This window comes from Serratia sp. GW822-FHT06E05 (assembly GCF_058799445.1).
Genome location: NZ_JBXALM010000017.1, coordinates 1 through 15,162, shown reverse-complemented (window position 1 = coordinate 15,162; position 15,162 = coordinate 1). Strand labels below are relative to the sequence as shown.

Annotated in this window: 21 protein-coding genes; 15 read left to right on the top strand and 6 right to left on the bottom strand. The window is 52.1% G+C overall.

The window, feature by feature from the left end:
• Positions 1 to 4 precede the first annotated feature (4 nt).
• From secY to AC1RKC_RS23875, 10 genes are all read left to right on the top strand, one after another.
• The gene (secY, locus tag AC1RKC_RS23920; protein ID WP_004929740.1) at positions 5 to 1,336 is read left to right on the top strand and encodes a preprotein translocase subunit SecY; all 1,332 of its coding nucleotides are present in this window, start codon (positions 5 to 7) and stop codon (positions 1,334 to 1,336) included.
• 33 nt (positions 1,337 to 1,369) lie between these two features.
• On the top strand, positions 1,370 to 1,486 hold the full coding sequence (gene rpmJ / locus AC1RKC_RS23915; RefSeq protein WP_002227352.1) for a 50S ribosomal protein L36: 117 nt from the start codon (positions 1,370 to 1,372) through the stop codon (positions 1,484 to 1,486).
• A 146-nt stretch (positions 1,487 to 1,632) separates the two neighbouring features.
• On the top strand, positions 1,633 to 1,989 hold the full coding sequence (rpsM, locus tag AC1RKC_RS23910) for a 30S ribosomal protein S13 (protein WP_020837231.1): 357 nt from the start codon (positions 1,633 to 1,635) through the stop codon (positions 1,987 to 1,989).
• Between the two features lie 16 nt (positions 1,990 to 2,005).
• Positions 2,006 to 2,395, top strand: a complete 390-nt coding sequence (rpsK, locus tag AC1RKC_RS23905; RefSeq protein WP_004951128.1) for a 30S ribosomal protein S11 — start codon at positions 2,006 to 2,008, stop codon at positions 2,393 to 2,395.
• Positions 2,396 to 2,425: 30 nt separating this feature from the next.
• A complete protein-coding gene (gene rpsD / locus AC1RKC_RS23900) occupies positions 2,426 to 3,046 on the top strand; it encodes a 30S ribosomal protein S4 (RefSeq protein ID WP_004951125.1) in 621 nt (206 codons plus the stop codon).
• A gap of 25 nt (positions 3,047 to 3,071) precedes the next feature.
• Positions 3,072 to 4,061 carry a DNA-directed RNA polymerase subunit alpha gene (locus tag AC1RKC_RS23895; RefSeq protein WP_002919219.1) on the top strand — a complete coding sequence of 330 codons (990 nt, stop codon included), beginning with the start codon at positions 3,072 to 3,074 and terminating at the stop codon, positions 4,059 to 4,061.
• Between the two features lie 40 nt (positions 4,062 to 4,101).
• Positions 4,102 to 4,491, top strand: coding sequence for a 50S ribosomal protein L17 (gene rplQ, locus AC1RKC_RS23890; protein WP_004929726.1), 390 nt, complete (start codon positions 4,102 to 4,104; stop codon positions 4,489 to 4,491).
• Positions 4,492 to 4,637: 146 nt separating this feature from the next.
• Positions 4,638 to 5,012: a DnaJ family domain-containing protein gene (locus AC1RKC_RS23885; RefSeq protein ID WP_041415730.1), complete on the top strand. Its 375-nt coding sequence runs from the start codon at positions 4,638 to 4,640 to the stop codon at positions 5,010 to 5,012.
• On the top strand, positions 5,012 to 5,443 hold the full coding sequence (gene zntR / locus AC1RKC_RS23880; RefSeq protein WP_020837229.1) for a Zn(2+)-responsive transcriptional regulator: 432 nt from the start codon (positions 5,012 to 5,014) through the stop codon (positions 5,441 to 5,443). Before AC1RKC_RS23885 ends, zntR begins: the two co-directional genes overlap by 1 nt.
• Positions 5,444 to 5,527: 84 nt before the next feature.
• Entirely contained in the window at positions 5,528 to 5,734 is a 207-nt protein-coding gene (locus tag AC1RKC_RS23875; RefSeq protein ID WP_020837228.1) for an alternative ribosome-rescue factor A, read from the top strand.
• A gap of 57 nt (positions 5,735 to 5,791) precedes the next feature.
• Here AC1RKC_RS23875 and mscL read toward each other — a convergent pair whose 3' ends face one another.
• The 5 genes from mscL to def form a co-directional block, all read right to left on the bottom strand.
• Positions 5,792 to 6,208, bottom strand: coding sequence for a large-conductance mechanosensitive channel protein MscL (gene mscL / locus AC1RKC_RS23870; protein WP_020837227.1), 417 nt, complete (start codon positions 6,206 to 6,208; stop codon positions 5,792 to 5,794).
• 145 nt (positions 6,209 to 6,353) lie between these two features.
• Positions 6,354 to 7,730, bottom strand: coding sequence for a Trk system potassium transporter TrkA (gene trkA, locus AC1RKC_RS23865; protein ID WP_020837226.1), 1,377 nt, complete (start codon positions 7,728 to 7,730; stop codon positions 6,354 to 6,356).
• Positions 7,731 to 7,807: 77 nt separating this feature from the next.
• Entirely contained in the window at positions 7,808 to 9,097 is a 1,290-nt protein-coding gene (rsmB, locus tag AC1RKC_RS23860; RefSeq protein WP_259219772.1) for a 16S rRNA (cytosine(967)-C(5))-methyltransferase RsmB, read from the bottom strand.
• Between the two features lie 73 nt (positions 9,098 to 9,170).
• Positions 9,171 to 10,115, bottom strand: coding sequence for a methionyl-tRNA formyltransferase (gene fmt / locus AC1RKC_RS23855; protein ID WP_259219773.1), 945 nt, complete (start codon positions 10,113 to 10,115; stop codon positions 9,171 to 9,173).
• Positions 10,116 to 10,132: 17 nt separating this feature from the next.
• On the bottom strand, positions 10,133 to 10,642 hold the full coding sequence (gene def, locus AC1RKC_RS23850) for a peptide deformylase (protein WP_020837223.1): 510 nt from the start codon (positions 10,640 to 10,642) through the stop codon (positions 10,133 to 10,135).
• Positions 10,643 to 10,775: 133 nt separating this feature from the next.
• On the opposite strand from def, the gene dprA reads away from it, so the two are divergent.
• From dprA to aroE, 5 genes are read left to right on the top strand one after another with little or no spacing between them, the layout of a single operon-like run.
• Positions 10,776 to 11,897 carry a DNA-protecting protein DprA gene (gene dprA, locus AC1RKC_RS23845; RefSeq protein ID WP_259219774.1) on the top strand — a complete coding sequence of 374 codons (1,122 nt, stop codon included), beginning with the start codon at positions 10,776 to 10,778 and terminating at the stop codon, positions 11,895 to 11,897.
• Complete coding sequence (gene smg / locus AC1RKC_RS23840; RefSeq protein WP_046372501.1) at positions 11,869 to 12,342, top strand: DUF494 family protein Smg; 474 nt, start codon at positions 11,869 to 11,871, stop codon at positions 12,340 to 12,342. Before dprA ends, smg begins: the two co-directional genes overlap by 29 nt.
• A gap of 25 nt (positions 12,343 to 12,367) precedes the next feature.
• The gene (locus AC1RKC_RS23835) at positions 12,368 to 12,913 is read left to right on the top strand and encodes a DNA topoisomerase family protein (RefSeq protein ID WP_020837220.1); all 546 of its coding nucleotides are present in this window, start codon (positions 12,368 to 12,370) and stop codon (positions 12,911 to 12,913) included.
• Between the two features lie 7 nt (positions 12,914 to 12,920).
• Positions 12,921 to 13,490 (top strand): L-threonylcarbamoyladenylate synthase type 1 TsaC, encoded by a 570-nt coding sequence (gene tsaC, locus AC1RKC_RS23830; protein ID WP_234530914.1) that lies wholly within the window; start codon positions 12,921 to 12,923, stop codon positions 13,488 to 13,490.
• 11 nt (positions 13,491 to 13,501) lie between these two features.
• Positions 13,502 to 14,320 carry a shikimate dehydrogenase gene (aroE, locus tag AC1RKC_RS23825; RefSeq protein WP_130017028.1) on the top strand — a complete coding sequence of 273 codons (819 nt, stop codon included), beginning with the start codon at positions 13,502 to 13,504 and terminating at the stop codon, positions 14,318 to 14,320.
• Positions 14,321 to 14,357: 37 nt separating this feature from the next.
• Here the strand turns inward: aroE and AC1RKC_RS23820 are convergent, their stop codons facing one another.
• Positions 14,358 to 14,900: a gamma carbonic anhydrase family protein gene (locus tag AC1RKC_RS23820; protein WP_020837217.1), complete on the bottom strand. Its 543-nt coding sequence runs from the start codon at positions 14,898 to 14,900 to the stop codon at positions 14,358 to 14,360.
• Positions 14,901 to 15,162 lie beyond the last annotated feature (262 nt).

Here is a 15,162-nt window from a genome sequence, read left to right as displayed (position 1 = left end):
GCAGATGGCTAAGCAACCAGGATTAGATTTTCAAAGTGCTAAAGGCGGGCTCGGCGAGCTGAAGCGCAGACTTTTGTTTGTCATCGGCGCGCTGATTGTCTTCCGCATCGGCTCTTTTATTCCGATTCCTGGTATCGATGCCACTGTGCTTGCCAAATTGCTTGAGCAGCAGAGAGGCACTATCATTGAAATGTTTAACATGTTCTCTGGTGGTGCCCTCAGCCGTGCTTCTATCTTTGCTCTGGGGATCATGCCGTATATTTCGGCATCGATCATTATCCAGCTGTTAACGGTGGTTCATCCAGCGTTAGCAGAAATCAAGAAAGAAGGGGAGGCTGGCCGTCGCAAGATTAGCCAGTACACCCGCTACGGTACGCTGGTGTTGGCCATATTCCAGTCGATCGGTATTGCTACCGGTCTGCCGAATATGCCTGGTATGCAGGGTCTGGTGTTAAACCCAGGCTTTGCATTCTACTTTACTGCTGTAGTGAGTCTGGTTACCGGGACAATGTTCCTGATGTGGCTGGGCGAACAGATTACTGAGCGCGGTATCGGTAACGGTATTTCGATCATTATCTTCGCAGGTATTGTAGCGGGACTTCCGCCGGCAGTGGCCCATACTATTGAGCAAGCCCGGCAAGGCGACCTGCACTTCCTCCTGTTGCTGTTGGTTGCAGTATTAGTGTTTGCAGTAACCTTCTTCGTTGTTTTCATAGAACGTGGTCAACGTCGTATCGTCGTTAACTATGCGAAACGTCAACAAGGTCGTCGTGTTTATGCAGCACAGAGCACACACTTACCGTTGAAAGTGAATATGGCAGGGGTAATCCCGGCAATCTTCGCTTCCAGCATTATTCTGTTCCCGGCCACGATTGCATCATGGTTTGGGGGCGGTACCGGTTGGAACTGGCTGACAACGATTTCGCTGTATTTGCAGCCAGGGCAACCGCTTTATGTGTTACTCTATGCGTCTGCAATCATCTTCTTCTGTTTCTTTTACACGGCGTTGGTTTTCAACCCGCGTGAGACAGCAGATAACCTGAAGAAGTCCGGTGCCTTCGTACCAGGAATTCGTCCGGGAGAGCAAACGGCGAAGTACATCGATAAAGTAATGACGCGTTTAACCCTGGTGGGCGCGATGTACATTACTTTCATCTGCCTGATCCCGGAGTTCATGCGTGATGCAATGAAAGTACCATTCTACTTTGGTGGTACCTCGCTACTGATCGTGGTTGTCGTCATCATGGACTTTATGGCTCAAGTGCAAACTCTGATGATGTCAAGTCAGTACGAGTCTGCATTGAAGAAAGCAAACCTGAAAGGCTATAACCGCTAATCAGGTGCGTTTGAGAAGTTACGGAGAGTAAAAATGAAAGTTCGTGCTTCCGTCAAGAAATTATGTCGTAACTGCAAAATCGTTAAGCGTAACGGTGTCGTTCGTGTGATTTGCAGCGCCGAGCCGAAGCATAAACAGCGTCAAGGCTGATTATCTCGCATATTTTTCTTGCAAAGTTGGGTTGAGCTGGCTAGATTAGCCAGCCAATCTTTTGTATGTAGCTGCAACATTATTTGAGTATCCTGAAAACGGGCTTTTCAGAATGGTGTTGCCGTATAAAATAGTAGGAGTGCATAGTGGCCCGTATAGCAGGCATTAACATTCCTGATCATAAACATACCGTAATCGCCTTAACGTCGATCTTCGGAATCGGTAAAACCCGCTCACAGTCTATCTGTGCAGCTACGGGTATTGCTGAACATGTTAAGATCAGTGAGCTGTCTGAAGAGCAAATTGAACAGCTGCGTGAAGCAGTCGCCAAATTCACTGTAGAAGGTGATTTGCGTCGTGAAGTTACCCTGAGCATCAAGCGTCTGATGGATCTTGGTACATACCGTGGTTTGCGTCATCGTCGTGGTCTGCCAGTTCGCGGTCAGCGTACGAAGACCAACGCACGTACCCGTAAGGGTCCGCGTAAACCGATCAAGAAATAATCAGGGTGATTGAATAATGGCAAAGGCACCTGTTCGTACACGTAAGCGTGTAAGAAAGCAAGTCTCTGACGGCGTGGCTCATGTCCATGCTTCTTTCAACAACACCATTGTGACTATTACCGATCGTCAGGGTAACGCATTGGGTTGGGCAACTGCCGGTGGTTCTGGTTTCCGTGGTTCTCGTAAGTCAACTCCGTTTGCAGCTCAGGTTGCAGCCGAGCGTTGTGCTGACGCAGTAAAAGAATACGGTATCAAGAACCTGGAAGTTATGGTTAAGGGACCGGGTCCGGGTCGCGAATCAACTATTCGTGCACTGAACGCCGCAGGTTTCCGCATCACTAACATTACTGATGTGACTCCTATCCCTCACAACGGTTGTCGTCCGCCGAAAAAGCGTCGCGTATAACGCTGCTTTTAGGTTAGTTGGAGAAAGAAAATGGCAAGATATTTGGGTCCTAAGCTCAAGCTTAGCCGCCGTGAGGGCACAGACTTGTTCCTGAAGTCTGGCGTTCGCGCGATCGATACCAAGTGTAAAATTGAGCAACCGCCTGGTCAACACGGTGCGCGTAAACCGCGTCTGTCTGACTATGGTGTACAGTTACGTGAGAAGCAAAAAGTTCGCCGTATGTACGGTGTTCTGGAGCGTCAATTCCGTAACTATTACAAAGAAGCAGCACGCCTGAAGGGCAACACCGGTGCAAACCTGTTGCAACTGCTGGAAGGTCGTCTGGACAACGTTGTTTACCGTATGGGCTTCGGCGCTACTCGTGCAGAGTCACGTCAGTTGGTTAGCCACAAAGCAATTATGGTAAATGGTCGCGTTGTTAACATCGCTTCTTATCAGGTATCTCCGAATGACGTAGTCAGCATCCGCGAGAAAGCTAAAAAGCAATCTCGTGTTAAAGCTTCTCTGGAGCTGGCTGAGCAGCGTGAAAAGCCGACTTGGCTTGAAGTTGATGCTGCTAAGATGGAAGGCGTGTTCAAGCGTATGCCTGAACGTACCGATCTGTCTGCGGACATTAACGAACACCTGATCGTCGAGCTTTACTCCAAGTAAGGCTTAGTACCAAAGAGAGGACACAATGCAGGGTTCTGTGACAGAGTTTCTAAAACCGCGCCTGGTAGATATCGAGCAAGTCAGTTCGACGCACGCCAAGGTGACCCTTGAGCCTTTAGAGCGTGGCTTTGGCCATACTCTTGGCAACGCACTGCGCCGTATTCTGCTTTCATCTATGCCGGGTTGCGCGGTGACCGAGGTTGAGATTGATGGTGTACTGCACGAGTACAGCACCAAAGAAGGCGTACAGGAAGATATCCTGGAGATCCTGCTCAACCTGAAAGGGCTGGCGGTGAGAGTTCAAGGCAAAGATGAAGTTATTCTTACCCTGAATAAATCTGGCATTGGCCCTGTGACCGCTGCCGACATTACCCATGATGGTGATGTCGAAATCGTCAAGCCTCAGCACGTGATCTGCCACCTGACCGATGAAAACGCTGCTATCAGCATGCGTATCAAAGTTCAACGTGGTCGTGGTTATGTGCCGGCTTCTGCCCGAATTCATTCGGAAGAAGATGAGCGCCCGATCGGTCGTCTGTTGGTTGACGCATGCTATAGCCCTGTAGAGCGTATTGCCTACAATGTTGAAGCAGCGCGTGTAGAACAGCGTACTGACCTGGACAAGCTGGTAATCGAAATGGAAACCAATGGCACGATCGATCCTGAAGAGGCGATCCGCCGTGCGGCAACCATCCTGGCCGAACAACTTGAAGCCTTCGTTGACTTGCGTGATGTACGTCAACCGGAAGTTAAAGAAGAAAAACCAGAGTTCGATCCGATCCTGCTGCGCCCTGTTGACGATCTGGAATTGACTGTCCGCTCTGCTAACTGCCTTAAGGCAGAAGCTATCCACTACATCGGTGATCTGGTACAGCGTACCGAGGTTGAGTTGCTGAAAACGCCGAACCTGGGTAAAAAATCTCTTACTGAGATTAAAGACGTGCTGGCCTCCCGTGGACTTTCTCTGGGCATGCGCCTGGAAAATTGGCCACCGGCAAGCATTGCTGACGAGTAACCGGATCACAGGTTAAGGTTTTACTGAGAAGGATAAGGTCATGCGCCATCGTAAGAGTGGTCGTCAACTGAACCGTAACAGCAGCCATCGCCAGGCTATGTTCCGTAACATGGCCGGCTCTTTGGTTCGTCATGAGATCATCAAGACGACCTTGCCAAAAGCGAAAGAGCTGCGTCGCGTTGTTGAGCCGCTGATTACTCTTGCCAAGACCGACAGCGTAGCTAATCGTCGTCTGGCATTCGCCCGTACTCGTGATAACGAGATCGTGGCAAAACTGTTTAACGAGCTGGGCCCGCGTTTCGCGAGCCGTGCCGGTGGTTACACTCGCATTCTGAAGTGTGGCTTCCGCGCAGGCGACAACGCGCCGATGGCATACATCGAGCTGGTTGATCGTGCTGAGTCTCAAGCAGAAGTAGCAACTGCAGAGTAATCTGTAGACGCGTAAAAAAACCGGGCTTGCCCGGTTTTTTTACGTCCATAATCAGCCAAACGTGCGTTCTTTCCCCGCCAGGCTTAAGATCCCCCTCCCTATCCGCTATGCTAACGCTATTCATTAGTCAGTTGAGAGAGTATGTTATGTGGCTACTTGATCAGTGGGCGGAGCGCCATATTCTTGATGCGCAGGCGAAAGGTGAGTTAGATAACTTGCCCGGCCAGGGGCAGCCTCTAGAGTTGGATGATGACAGTGCCGTGCCCGCTGAATTGCGAACAGGTTTTCGCCTGCTAAAAAATGCTGGCTATCTACCTGCTGAGCTCGAAGATCGTAAAGAGGCTTTGAACATTGCCCGTTTGCTACAGGGAATTGATAGCGAACATCCAGACTATGCCGAACTTGGCAAGCGAATGGCCCTGTTGGAACATCGTCTTCGTCAGGCTGGAATGAGCACAGATTTTTTACACGGTGAATATCAGAGAGCATTGAGCAGCAAATTTTCGCCGGAGGAAGAGTGATGTTTAAGATAGGGCAACTGGCAAAACTTGCCGATGTGACGCCGGATACCGTGCGTTATTACGAGAAGCAGGGAATGATGGATCATAACATTCGTACCGAAGGCGGCTATCGCTTGTACAGCGATCAAGACCTGCAGCGGTTGCGCTTTATCCGTTATGCCAAGCAGCTCGGTTTTACGCTGGAAACCATTGCTGAACTGCTGTCGATCCGTGTCGATCCTGAGCATCATACCTGCCAGGAATCGAAGTCGATCGTCGATGCGCGTCTGAGCGAAGTCGAGAACAAGCTTAAGGAATTAACGCGGATGCGTGAGTCGCTAAAGCGCCTTAGTGATGCCTGCTGCGGAAGCGCACATACCAGCAATTATTGCTCGATTCTGGAAGCGCTGGAACAGGGCGCCAGCGATGAAAAAGTGAAAAAGGGTGCCTGACAGGCTTGCCGGCCCTTTAATTTTTATACTGCTGGCAGTATTATCTTCTCGTTTTATAACCATAGACAAACAAGGTGAATTACCATGACTCAATACCGACATACTAAAGGTAAGATCCAGGACAATGCCATTGAGGCACTGTTGCATGATCCACTATTTCGCCAACGGGTAGAGAAAAATACCAAAGGGAAAGGCAGCTACCGGCGTAAAGACAAACACGCAAAAGGCGGTAATTGGGAGGCCAGTGGCAAACTATCAAATGATAATTTACCACTGGCCTTCTGGTTTTAAGGCATTAAAAAAGCCATCTGATTTAGATGGCTTTTTATTAGCGCAGGATTAACTGATTTACAGTTTTGGTTGCTGCTGATGACTGAGTAAATCGCGAATTTCAGTCAGAAGCTTCTCTTCTGCAGTTGGCACAGGTGGTGCGGCTGGCGCTTCTTCCTGTTTGCGACGTACTTTGTTCATTAACTTAATTGCCAGGAAAATAGCAAAGGCAACAATAACAAAATCAAAAACAGTTTGAATGAATGAACCGTAGTTCATCACTACTGCAGGCACTGCGCCCTGAGCTTCGCGTAACACCAGGTGGAACTGTTTGAAGTCAACGCCGCCGATCAGTAAACCCAGCGGTGGCATGATGATATCTGCAACGAAAGACGATACGATCTTGCCGAATGCTGCACCGATAATCACACCGACTGCCAAATCAACCACGTTGCCACGCATGGCAAACTCACGAAACTCTTTCATCATACTCATAGAACGCACCCCTTGCAGAATTAATAACTCAAGTTTAACAAAGCAATTTCCCTTTGCCACAATAAGCAGAGAAAAGTTTTTATCTCTTCTTACCCACGGCAACGAATATCAACCTGATTATAGACCATGGGACAATTAATTCGTTCTACAGGAAGAACGGACTTGGTTGGAACAAACGTTCAACGTCAGGAACGAACTTTTTATCGGTAATAAACATAATGACGTGATCGCCCTGTTCGATTTTGCTGCTGCCGTTGGCGATAATTACGTCATCACCGCGGACAATGGCGCCAATGGTTGTGCCCGGCGGTAATTTAATATCTTCAACGATACGCCCAACTACTTTTGAGGTGCTCTCATCACCGTGTGCAATCGCTTCAATGGCCTCTGCCACGCCGCGCCGTAGCGATGAAACACTGACGATATCTGCTTTACGTACGTGGCCCAGCAGCGCTGAGATTGTTGCTTGCTGTGGGGAAATGGCAATGTCGATGACGCTGCCTTGTACCAGGTCAACATAGGCACGACGCTGAATTAACACCATCACCTTTTTGGCGCCCATGCGTTTGGCGAGCATGGCAGACATGATGTTGGCTTCGTCATCATTGGTGATAGCGATAAAAACATCTACCTGATCAACATGTTCTTCCGCCAATAACTCCTGGTCAGAGGCATCGCCATAGAACACGATGGTGTCATGCAGCTGTTCGGCCAGCTCCGTGGCGCGTTGCTGATTACGTTCGATCAGCTTCACGTTGTAGGATTTCTCCAAGCGCTGCGCCAGGCCAGCACCGACGTTACCGCCGCCGACAATCATGATTCGTTTATAAGGTTTTTCCAGCCGTTGTAGCTCACTCATTACCGCACGGATATGCTGTGAAGCCGCAACAAAGAACACTTCGTCTCCGGCTTCGATAATTGTAGAGCCCTGTGGGCGGATCGGCCGATCCTGACGGAATATAGCGGCAACGCGGGTATCGATATGCGGCATATGCTCACGCATAGAAGACAGGGCATTACCCACCAACGGGCCGCCGTAATAGGCTTTTACTGCAGCGATACTGACTTTGCCTTCTGCAAAGTTCACCACCTGCAATGCTCCAGGGTATTCAATTAATTTATAGATATAATCGATAACCAGCTGTTCAGGCGAGATCAAATGGTCGATTGGCACCGCTTCAGGTTGAAACAGTTTCTCTGATTCACGGATATATTCAGGCGCGCGGATACGGGCGATTCGGTTCGGCGTATTAAACAGCGAATAGGCAATCTGACAGGCAATCATGTTGGTTTCGTCAGAGTTAGTGACCGCAACCAGCATGTCGGCATCTTCTGCGCCTGCTTCTCGCAGTACGCGTGGATGGGAACCGTAGCCCTGAACAACCCGCAGGTCGAACTTATCCTGCAGCTGACGCAGACGGCCAGAGTCGGTATCCACGACGGTAATGTCGTTGTTTTCGCCCACCAGGTTTTCCGCCAGTGTTCCACCAACCTGACCGGCACCAAGAATAATTATTTTCATTCGCTTCTCTGCTTCACACTGAAACCGCTGAAGGTTTTCTGAAAGGGCGCAACAGCCGCGCCCTGAATACTGAATAGCTACATTTTAATCAGCTTAGCGTAAAAGAAGCCATCTCCATCCTCCGGATGGGGAAGATTCTGTCGGCCAGGCTGCTGTTCATCGCCGGTTTCAACCAGACGGGCTTCGGGATGGCGCTGGAGGAAGGCGGTAATCTGCTCCGCGTTCTCTGCCGGCAAAATTGAGCAGGTAGCGTATACCAGCACACCGCCCTTTTTGAGATGTGGCCAAATAGCTTCGATAATCTCGGCCTGCAGCGCAGCCAGTTCAGCGATGTCACTATCGCGACGCAACCATTTGATATCCGGATGACGGCGGATCACACCCGTGGCAGAGCACGGTGCATCCAGCAAAATGCGATCGAATTGCTTATCACCACACCAGTCTTGCGGTGTACGTCCATCGCCTTGCTTGACCTCGGCGTGTAAACGCAGGCGTTGCAGGTTTTCTTTGACTCGACTCAGGCGTTGCTCATCGATATCGACCGCCATGACATGAGCTTTGGGCGCAGCTTCCAGAATATGCGTGGTTTTGCCGCCGGGAGCCGCACACAAATCGAGGATCTGTTCTCCGTCTTGCGGATCCAGCAGATCGACACAACCCTGAGCGGAAGCATCCTGCACGGTAACCCAGCCGTCGGCAAATCCCGGCAGGTCGGTAACGGCGCATGGCGCCAGCAGGCGTATTGCATCGCGATATTCGGTATGGGGTTCGGCTGCAATACCCGCCTGCGCCATCAGCTGCAAATAATCTTCACGGGTGTGATGAAGTCGGCTGACACGCAGCCACATCGGTGGTTTCTGATTATTGGCATCGACGATTTGTTCCCACTGCGCGGGGTAGGCTTGCTGGATACGTTTCAAAAGCCAGCTTGGATGCAGATAGCGGCTGTCATTATTGGCAGCGCGTTGCAGCAACTCTTCCTGCTGTCGTTGGAACTGGCGCAATACACCGTTGATCAGCCCTTTAAGCTGCGGCCGTTTCAGCGCGACGGCGCCTTCTACCGTTTCCGCCAGCACTGCATGAGCTGGGATGCGGGTATACAGCAGTTGGTACAGGCCGACCATCAGCAGATAGTGCAGCGTGCGCTGTTTGCCGGTCATTGGCTTGGCCATCAATTGCTGAATACACCATTCCAACTGCGGCAGCACGCGCAGGGTGCCGAAGCATAACTCCTGCAGCAGAGCGCGATCTTTGTCAGAAATGGATTTTTGCAGTGGCGGCAAGACAGTACTGAGAGACTGGCCCTGATCCAGCACCTGGCCGATGGCTTTGGCTGCGATGCTTCGGAGATTGTAGTTGTTTTTCATAGGCTAAAGCGGGTAGCGATCGGCATTAAGAAAGAAACAGCCCGGCGATTATCGGCCGGGCAGTGAGGGCGGCTTATAACCGGTTACCCGGTGTAAACCATTCACGACGTGAGTTCAGCAGATCCTGTGCCGACATGGGTTTTTTGCCCGCTGGCTGCAGCTGAGTCAGGTTAAGGATACCCTCGGCGGTAGCAACCTGAATGCCGTGTTTGTCGGCATGAACGACGGTGCCGGGTTCCGCATTGGCGTTTTGTTCCAACACCGTGGCTTGCCACACTTTTACCGGCTGATCGTCAATGGTGAAATAGCTGACTGGCCACGGGTTAAAGGCGCGGATGCAGCGTTCTAGCTGCACGGCTGACAAGCTCCAGTCGAGGCGAGCTTCTTCTTTGCTCAGCTTCTCGGCGTAGGTGACCAGCGATTCATCCTGCACTTCACGTTTGGCAGAACCTTCAGCCATTTGCTGCAGCGTGGTCAACATGCCCTGCGGGCCGAGCTGCGCCAGTTTGTCATACAGACTGGCACTGGTGTCATCGGCTTCAATCGGGCAGGCGATTTTGTACATCATATCGCCGGTGTCAAGACCTACGTCCATTTGCATGATGGTGACGCCAGTTTCGTTATCGCCGGCCCAGAGTGAACGCTGGATCGGCGCGGCGCCACGCCAGCGTGGCAGCAGGGAACCGTGGACGTTGATGCAGCCAAGTCGCGGCATATCCAGCACCGCTTTCGGCAAGATCAGCCCATAAGCCACGACGACCATCACATCGGCGTTGAGATCGGCCACCAGGTGCTGGTTTTCTTCCGGGCGCAGTGATTTTGGCTGAAATACCGGTAACTGATGCTGCTCGGCCAAAACCTTGACCGGGCTTGGCGTCAGCTTGTTACCGCGGCCGGCAGGGCGGTCAGGCTGAGTGAAAACCCCGACAATCTGGTGCCCAGATGACAACAGCGCGTCAAGGTGACGCGCTGCGAAGTCTGGAGTTCCGGCGAAAATAATCCGTAAAGAGTCAGACACGTTGATTTCCTGATCGGTTAGGCGCGCGCGTTAAACTTGGCCAGTTTTTCCAGTTTCTGGCGGATACGCTGGCGCTTGAGTGGCGACAGGTAATCGACGAACAGTTTGCCAACCAGGTGATCCATCTCGTGCTGAATACAGATGGCCAGCAGATCGTCGGCTTCCAGCTCAAAAGGCTTGCCGTCGCGATCCAGCGCTCTGATTTTCACGTTAGCGGCGCGCGGAACTAAAGCACGCTGCTCAGGAATGGAAAGGCAACCTTCCTCGATCCCGGTTTCGCCGCTTTTTTCCAGCAGCTCCGGGTTGATCAGCACCAGGCGCTGATCGCGGTTTTCAGAAACGTCAATGACGATAATGCGCTGATGGATATCCACCTGTGTCGCAGCCAGGCCAATGCCTTCCTCTGCGTACATGGTTTCAAACATATCATCCACGATGCGCTGGATATTCGCATTGACTTCTTTTACCGGGGCCGCAACTTTGCGCAGCCGGTCGTCTGGGTAATGTAATACCTGCAATACTGACATATATCTTGAGATCTGTATCCGAGTGATAAACGAGGTTTAGCTTCTATTCTAGACATTTCCCGGCCTGATTGACAGCATTGCGCACCAATTGCTCGAATTGGTAATACCACCATTTTTTGCGAGGGAACAGGCGATGCAGGCACAGGAAATCGGCTTACGGATGCGCGGAGTCACTGGGCTTGGCACAGCGCAGGCCAGCCAGATAATACGGCAGTTGGTCTGGGCCGGTGGAGAACCTTCCCGCTTGCTGCATGACCTGGGGCTGAATGCCCGACAGCAGGCGCAGTTTCGCCAGGCGGATCCGCGTTATCTGGCTGCCACGCTTGCCTGGCTGGAACAGCCAGACCATTTTCTGTGGATCTACGGTGAGAGCGGCTATCCAGAGCGGTTGCTTCATATCGACGATGCCCCTTTGCTGCTGCTGGTCAAAGGCAACCCGGAAGCGGTGCAGCAGCCGCAAATCGCTATGGTCGGCAGCCGCCAGTTTAGCCACTATGGTGAGCACTGGGGCAATTACTTTACCACCGGTCTGGTTCACTGTGGGTTTACCATCACCAGCGGGTTGGCTCTTGGCATTGATAGCGTCTGCCATCGTGCAGCACTTGCGGCGGAAGGACATACGGTTGCCGTTCTGGGAAGTGGCCTGGCCAATATCTATCCGCGCCGACATCGCCGTCTGGCCGAAGAGATCGCTGATAGTGGCGGGGCTTTGCTCTCAGAATATTTGGTCACCGATTTGCCGATGCCGGACCATTTCCCACGCCGTAACCGCATCATCAGTGGGTTAAGTCTGGGCGTGGTGGTAGTTGAAGCCTCTCTGCGCAGCGGGACGCTGATTACTGCCCGCTGTGCGCTTGATCAGGGACGTGAGGTTTTCGCTTTACCCGGTGCGCTGGGTAACCCAATGAGTGAGGGTACACACTGGCTGATCCAACAGGGTGCTTATCTGGTTACCGGGCCGAAAGAGATCGCGGAACAGCTGGGAAGCGGCCTGCATTGGCTGTCGTTGAACGAAAATACAACTATTTGTGCGTCAGAAGCCGAAGTTGAATTGCCATTTGCCGATGTGTTGGCTAACGTAGGAGATGAGGTGACACCTGTTGACGTCGTCGCTGAACGTGCCGGCCAACCTGTGCCAGAGGTAGTAATCAAATTACTCGATCTGGAGTTAGCAGGGTGGATCGCAGCTGTACCCGGCGGCTATGTCCGAATAAGGAGGGCAGGCCATGTTCGACGTACTGATGTACTTGTTTGAAACTTATATCCACAATGAACCAGAGATGCGCGTCGATCAGGATCAACTGACTGATGATCTCGCTCAGGCGGGGTTTGATCGGGATGATATCTACAACGCGTTGAATTGGCTAGAAAAACTCGCTGACCTGCAGGAAGGCGAAAATGCGCCGTATTTTATGGATGCCGATCCGCTGGCCATGCGGATTTACACCGAAGAAGAAGGCGTGCGTTTGGATGCCAGTTGCCGTGGTTTCCTCCTGTTCCTGGAGCAGATTCAGGTATTGAACCTCGAAACCCGTGAAATGGTTATCGATCGTGTTATGGCTTTGGATAATACGGAATTCGATCTCGAAGATCTGAAATGGGTAGTGCTGATGGTGCTGTTTAATATCCCTGGGTATGAAAGCGCCTATCAGCAAATGGAAGAACTGTTATTTGAAGTAAACGAAGGTTATCTGCACTGAGCCGATAATATCTATAGAAGAAGTTATGACAAAAGCCGCGATTTTTGCCGCCAGGCAAAATGAACCCTGTCCGGAATGTGGGGCCGAATTGGTGATCCGCAGTGGTCGCCACGGCCCTTTTCTCGGCTGTTCCCGTTATCCTGAGTGCCAACATATTCGACCGCTAAAAGCGCAGGCCGATGGGCACATCGTCAAGATGTTGGACGGGCAGGAATGCCCCAAATGCCAGGCGACGCTGGCATTGCGCCAGGGCCGTTACGGTATGTTTATCGGTTGCAGCAACTATCCGGAGTGCGATCACACCGAAGTCATCGATAAACCGGACGAAACCAGCATCAGCTGCCCGCAGTGTGGTCAGGGCAAACTGCTGCAGCGTAAATCACGCTATGGTAAGGTTTTCCACGCCTGCGATCGCTACCCTGAATGTCAGTTTGTCCTCAATTTTAAACCCGTCGCCGGTGAGTGCGAGTACTGCCACTACCCGCTGCTGATGGAAAAGCGTTCGGCAAAAGGCCCAGTCCTTTGCTGTGCCAGTAAGCTTTGCGGAAAACCCGTAGCAACCACAGAATAATGACGCCATGAACTCAGATACCACTCCTCTCTTTACACCCATTATTGACGCGCTGCATCTTCAGCAGGTTATCGCTTACCCTACAGAAGCCGTATTTGGCTTAGGGTGCGATCCTGACAGTGAACAAGCGGTAAATGCATTGCTGGCCCTCAAACAGCGGCCTTGGGAAAAGGGACTGATCCTGATCGCTGCCGATTATGCGCAGTTAGCACCTTATATAGATGACAGTGCACTCAGCGAGCGGCAGCGGGCTGCCATTTTTGCCAGTTGGCCCGGTCCGGTCACCTGGGTGATACCTGCTCGTCCGGAAACGTCGCGCTTGTTGACCGGCCGTTTCAACTCTCTGGCGGTACGTGTCAGCGATCATCCACTGGTTCAGCAGCTTTGCCGAGGATTCGGGAAACCGCTGGTCTCGACCAGCGCCAACCTCAGCGGGCAAGAGCCTTGCCGCAGCGCCGAGGAAGTGCAGAAGCAGTTTGGCGTCGCTTTCCCGGTGTTAGCCGGCAGCGTTGGTGGCCGCCTTAATCCTTCAGAAATCAGAGATGCCCTGACCGGCGAACAGATCCGTCAAGGCTAGAGGTAATGTGAATGGAGAAGTTTGCGGTATTCGGTAATCCTATCAGCCACAGTAAATCACCGCGCATTCATGCGTTGTTTGCCGCTCAAACTGGCATAGAACATCCCTATGGTACGGTGTTGGCACCGCTGGACGGTTTCGAAACGGCGCTGCAAGCGTTCATTCACGCTGGTGGTCAGGGGGCAAACGTCACGGTACCTTTTAAAGAGCATGCCTATGAGGCTGCGTCTGAATTGAGCGAGCGTGCCTCGTTGGCCGGAGCGGTCAATACGCTCAAGGTGCTGCCGGACGGTGGGTTGCTGGGTGACAATACGGACGGGATCGGCCTGCTGACCGATCTGGAACGCCAAGGGCTGATCAAACCAAAGGATCGTATTTTGCTGGTGGGGGCGGGGGGCGCAGCACGGGGTGTGATCTTGCCGCTGTTGTCTTTTGGTTGTGAGATGACGATCACCAACCGTACTTTCAGCCGTGCACAAATGCTGGCAGAAAGTTTTCAGCATCTCGGTGAAATCACCGCCTTGCCTCTGGATCAACTCGATCAACAACAGTTTGATTTAGTGATCAACGCTACGGCGTCCGGGATCAGCGGCGAGATCCCGGCATTGCCGGTTGGCACTATCACTGGCAACACGCGCTGTTATGACATGTTTTACCAGCAGGGGTTAACGCCGTTTCTGACCTGGGCACAGCAACAGGGTGCTACAGAATATGCTGACGGATTAGGGATGCTGGTGGGGCAGGCCGCGCATGCGTTCCAGTTGTGGCACGGCGTGATGCCGGAGATAGAACCAGTACTGCGCCAACTGCGCCACGAGTTGGCGGCATAACCTTGTGCCCGTTCTCTTGCCAGTGAACGGGCGCTTGTCAGATGTCTTCAGACAAATATTCGTCTTTCCAACGTACATAGTTAGTAGAAGAGTAAAGCAGCCCTTCCAACTCAGCGGCGGTCAATGGCCTAATCTGACGTGCCGGACTTCCCATATAAAGATAACCGCTCGCCAGACGTTTACCCGGAGCCACCAGGCTGCCGGCACCAATCATCACATCATCTTCTATTACTGCACCATCCAGCAGGATCGATCCCATCCCTACCAGTACCCGGTTGCCTATGGCGCAGCCGTGCAGCATGGCCTTGTGGCCTACGGTCACGTCTTCCCCGATCAACAGCGGGTAACCTTCTGGGTTATGTTCGGACTTATGAGTCACGTGCAGCACGCTGCCATCCTGAATATTACTGCGCGGACCGATCTTTACCGCGTTGACATCGCCGCGGATGGCAACCAGCGGCCAGATACTGACGTCATCGGCCAGCTCAACGTTGCCGATCACCACGCTGGAAGGGTCGATCATTACGCGTTGACCCAGTTTTGGAGAGTAATGAAGATAAGAACGCACTGCATCGGACATGGTAATAGCCTCACGTCGGGATCATATTTACCGGCAATACTAGACGTTGGCGGTGGAATTACAACCAACTGAAGCTACGGATCCTAAGGAAAATGGCGCTGATCGCGCAAGATCCGCCCGAAAGGGCTGAAAAGTGCGCAAACGAAAAGAAAAGATCAAAAAAGGGGTTGTGCAAAAAACTCGGATCCCTATAATGCGCCTCCATCGACACGGAACATGTGAACAACTTCACAGAGTCTCCGGGGTTCGAAGAGAAAAAATC

Coding starts and splice junctions, on each gene's coding strand:
- rpmJ (WP_002227352.1), top strand. CDS start 1,370: ATGAAAGTTCGTGCTTCCGTCAAGAAATTATGTCGTAACTGCAAAATC.
- AC1RKC_RS23875 (WP_020837228.1), top strand. CDS start 5,528: ATGACTCAATACCGACATACTAAAGGTAAGATCCAGGACAATGCCATT.
- smg (WP_046372501.1), top strand. CDS start 11,869: ATGTTCGACGTACTGATGTACTTGTTTGAAACTTATATCCACAATGAA.
- dprA (WP_259219774.1), top strand. CDS start 10,776: ATGCAGGCACAGGAAATCGGCTTACGGATGCGCGGAGTCACTGGGCTT.
- aroE (WP_130017028.1), top strand. CDS start 13,502: ATGGAGAAGTTTGCGGTATTCGGTAATCCTATCAGCCACAGTAAATCA.
- secY (WP_004929740.1), top strand. CDS start 5: ATGGCTAAGCAACCAGGATTAGATTTTCAAAGTGCTAAAGGCGGGCTC.
- AC1RKC_RS23885 (WP_041415730.1), top strand. CDS start 4,638: ATGTGGCTACTTGATCAGTGGGCGGAGCGCCATATTCTTGATGCGCAG.
- AC1RKC_RS23835 (WP_020837220.1), top strand. CDS start 12,368: ATGACAAAAGCCGCGATTTTTGCCGCCAGGCAAAATGAACCCTGTCCG.
- trkA (WP_020837226.1), bottom strand. CDS start 7,730: ATGAAAATAATTATTCTTGGTGCCGGTCAGGTTGGTGGAACACTGGCG.
- rsmB (WP_259219772.1), bottom strand. CDS start 9,097: ATGAAAAACAACTACAATCTCCGAAGCATCGCAGCCAAAGCCATCGGC.
- zntR (WP_020837229.1), top strand. CDS start 5,012: ATGTTTAAGATAGGGCAACTGGCAAAACTTGCCGATGTGACGCCGGAT.
- rplQ (WP_004929726.1), top strand. CDS start 4,102: ATGCGCCATCGTAAGAGTGGTCGTCAACTGAACCGTAACAGCAGCCAT.
- rpsD (WP_004951125.1), top strand. CDS start 2,426: ATGGCAAGATATTTGGGTCCTAAGCTCAAGCTTAGCCGCCGTGAGGGC.
- rpsK (WP_004951128.1), top strand. CDS start 2,006: ATGGCAAAGGCACCTGTTCGTACACGTAAGCGTGTAAGAAAGCAAGTC.
- mscL (WP_020837227.1), bottom strand. CDS start 6,208: ATGAGTATGATGAAAGAGTTTCGTGAGTTTGCCATGCGTGGCAACGTG.
- AC1RKC_RS23895 (WP_002919219.1), top strand. CDS start 3,072: ATGCAGGGTTCTGTGACAGAGTTTCTAAAACCGCGCCTGGTAGATATC.
- tsaC (WP_234530914.1), top strand. CDS start 12,921: ATGAACTCAGATACCACTCCTCTCTTTACACCCATTATTGACGCGCTG.
- AC1RKC_RS23820 (WP_020837217.1), bottom strand. CDS start 14,900: ATGTCCGATGCAGTGCGTTCTTATCTTCATTACTCTCCAAAACTGGGT.
- def (WP_020837223.1), bottom strand. CDS start 10,642: ATGTCAGTATTGCAGGTATTACATTACCCAGACGACCGGCTGCGCAAA.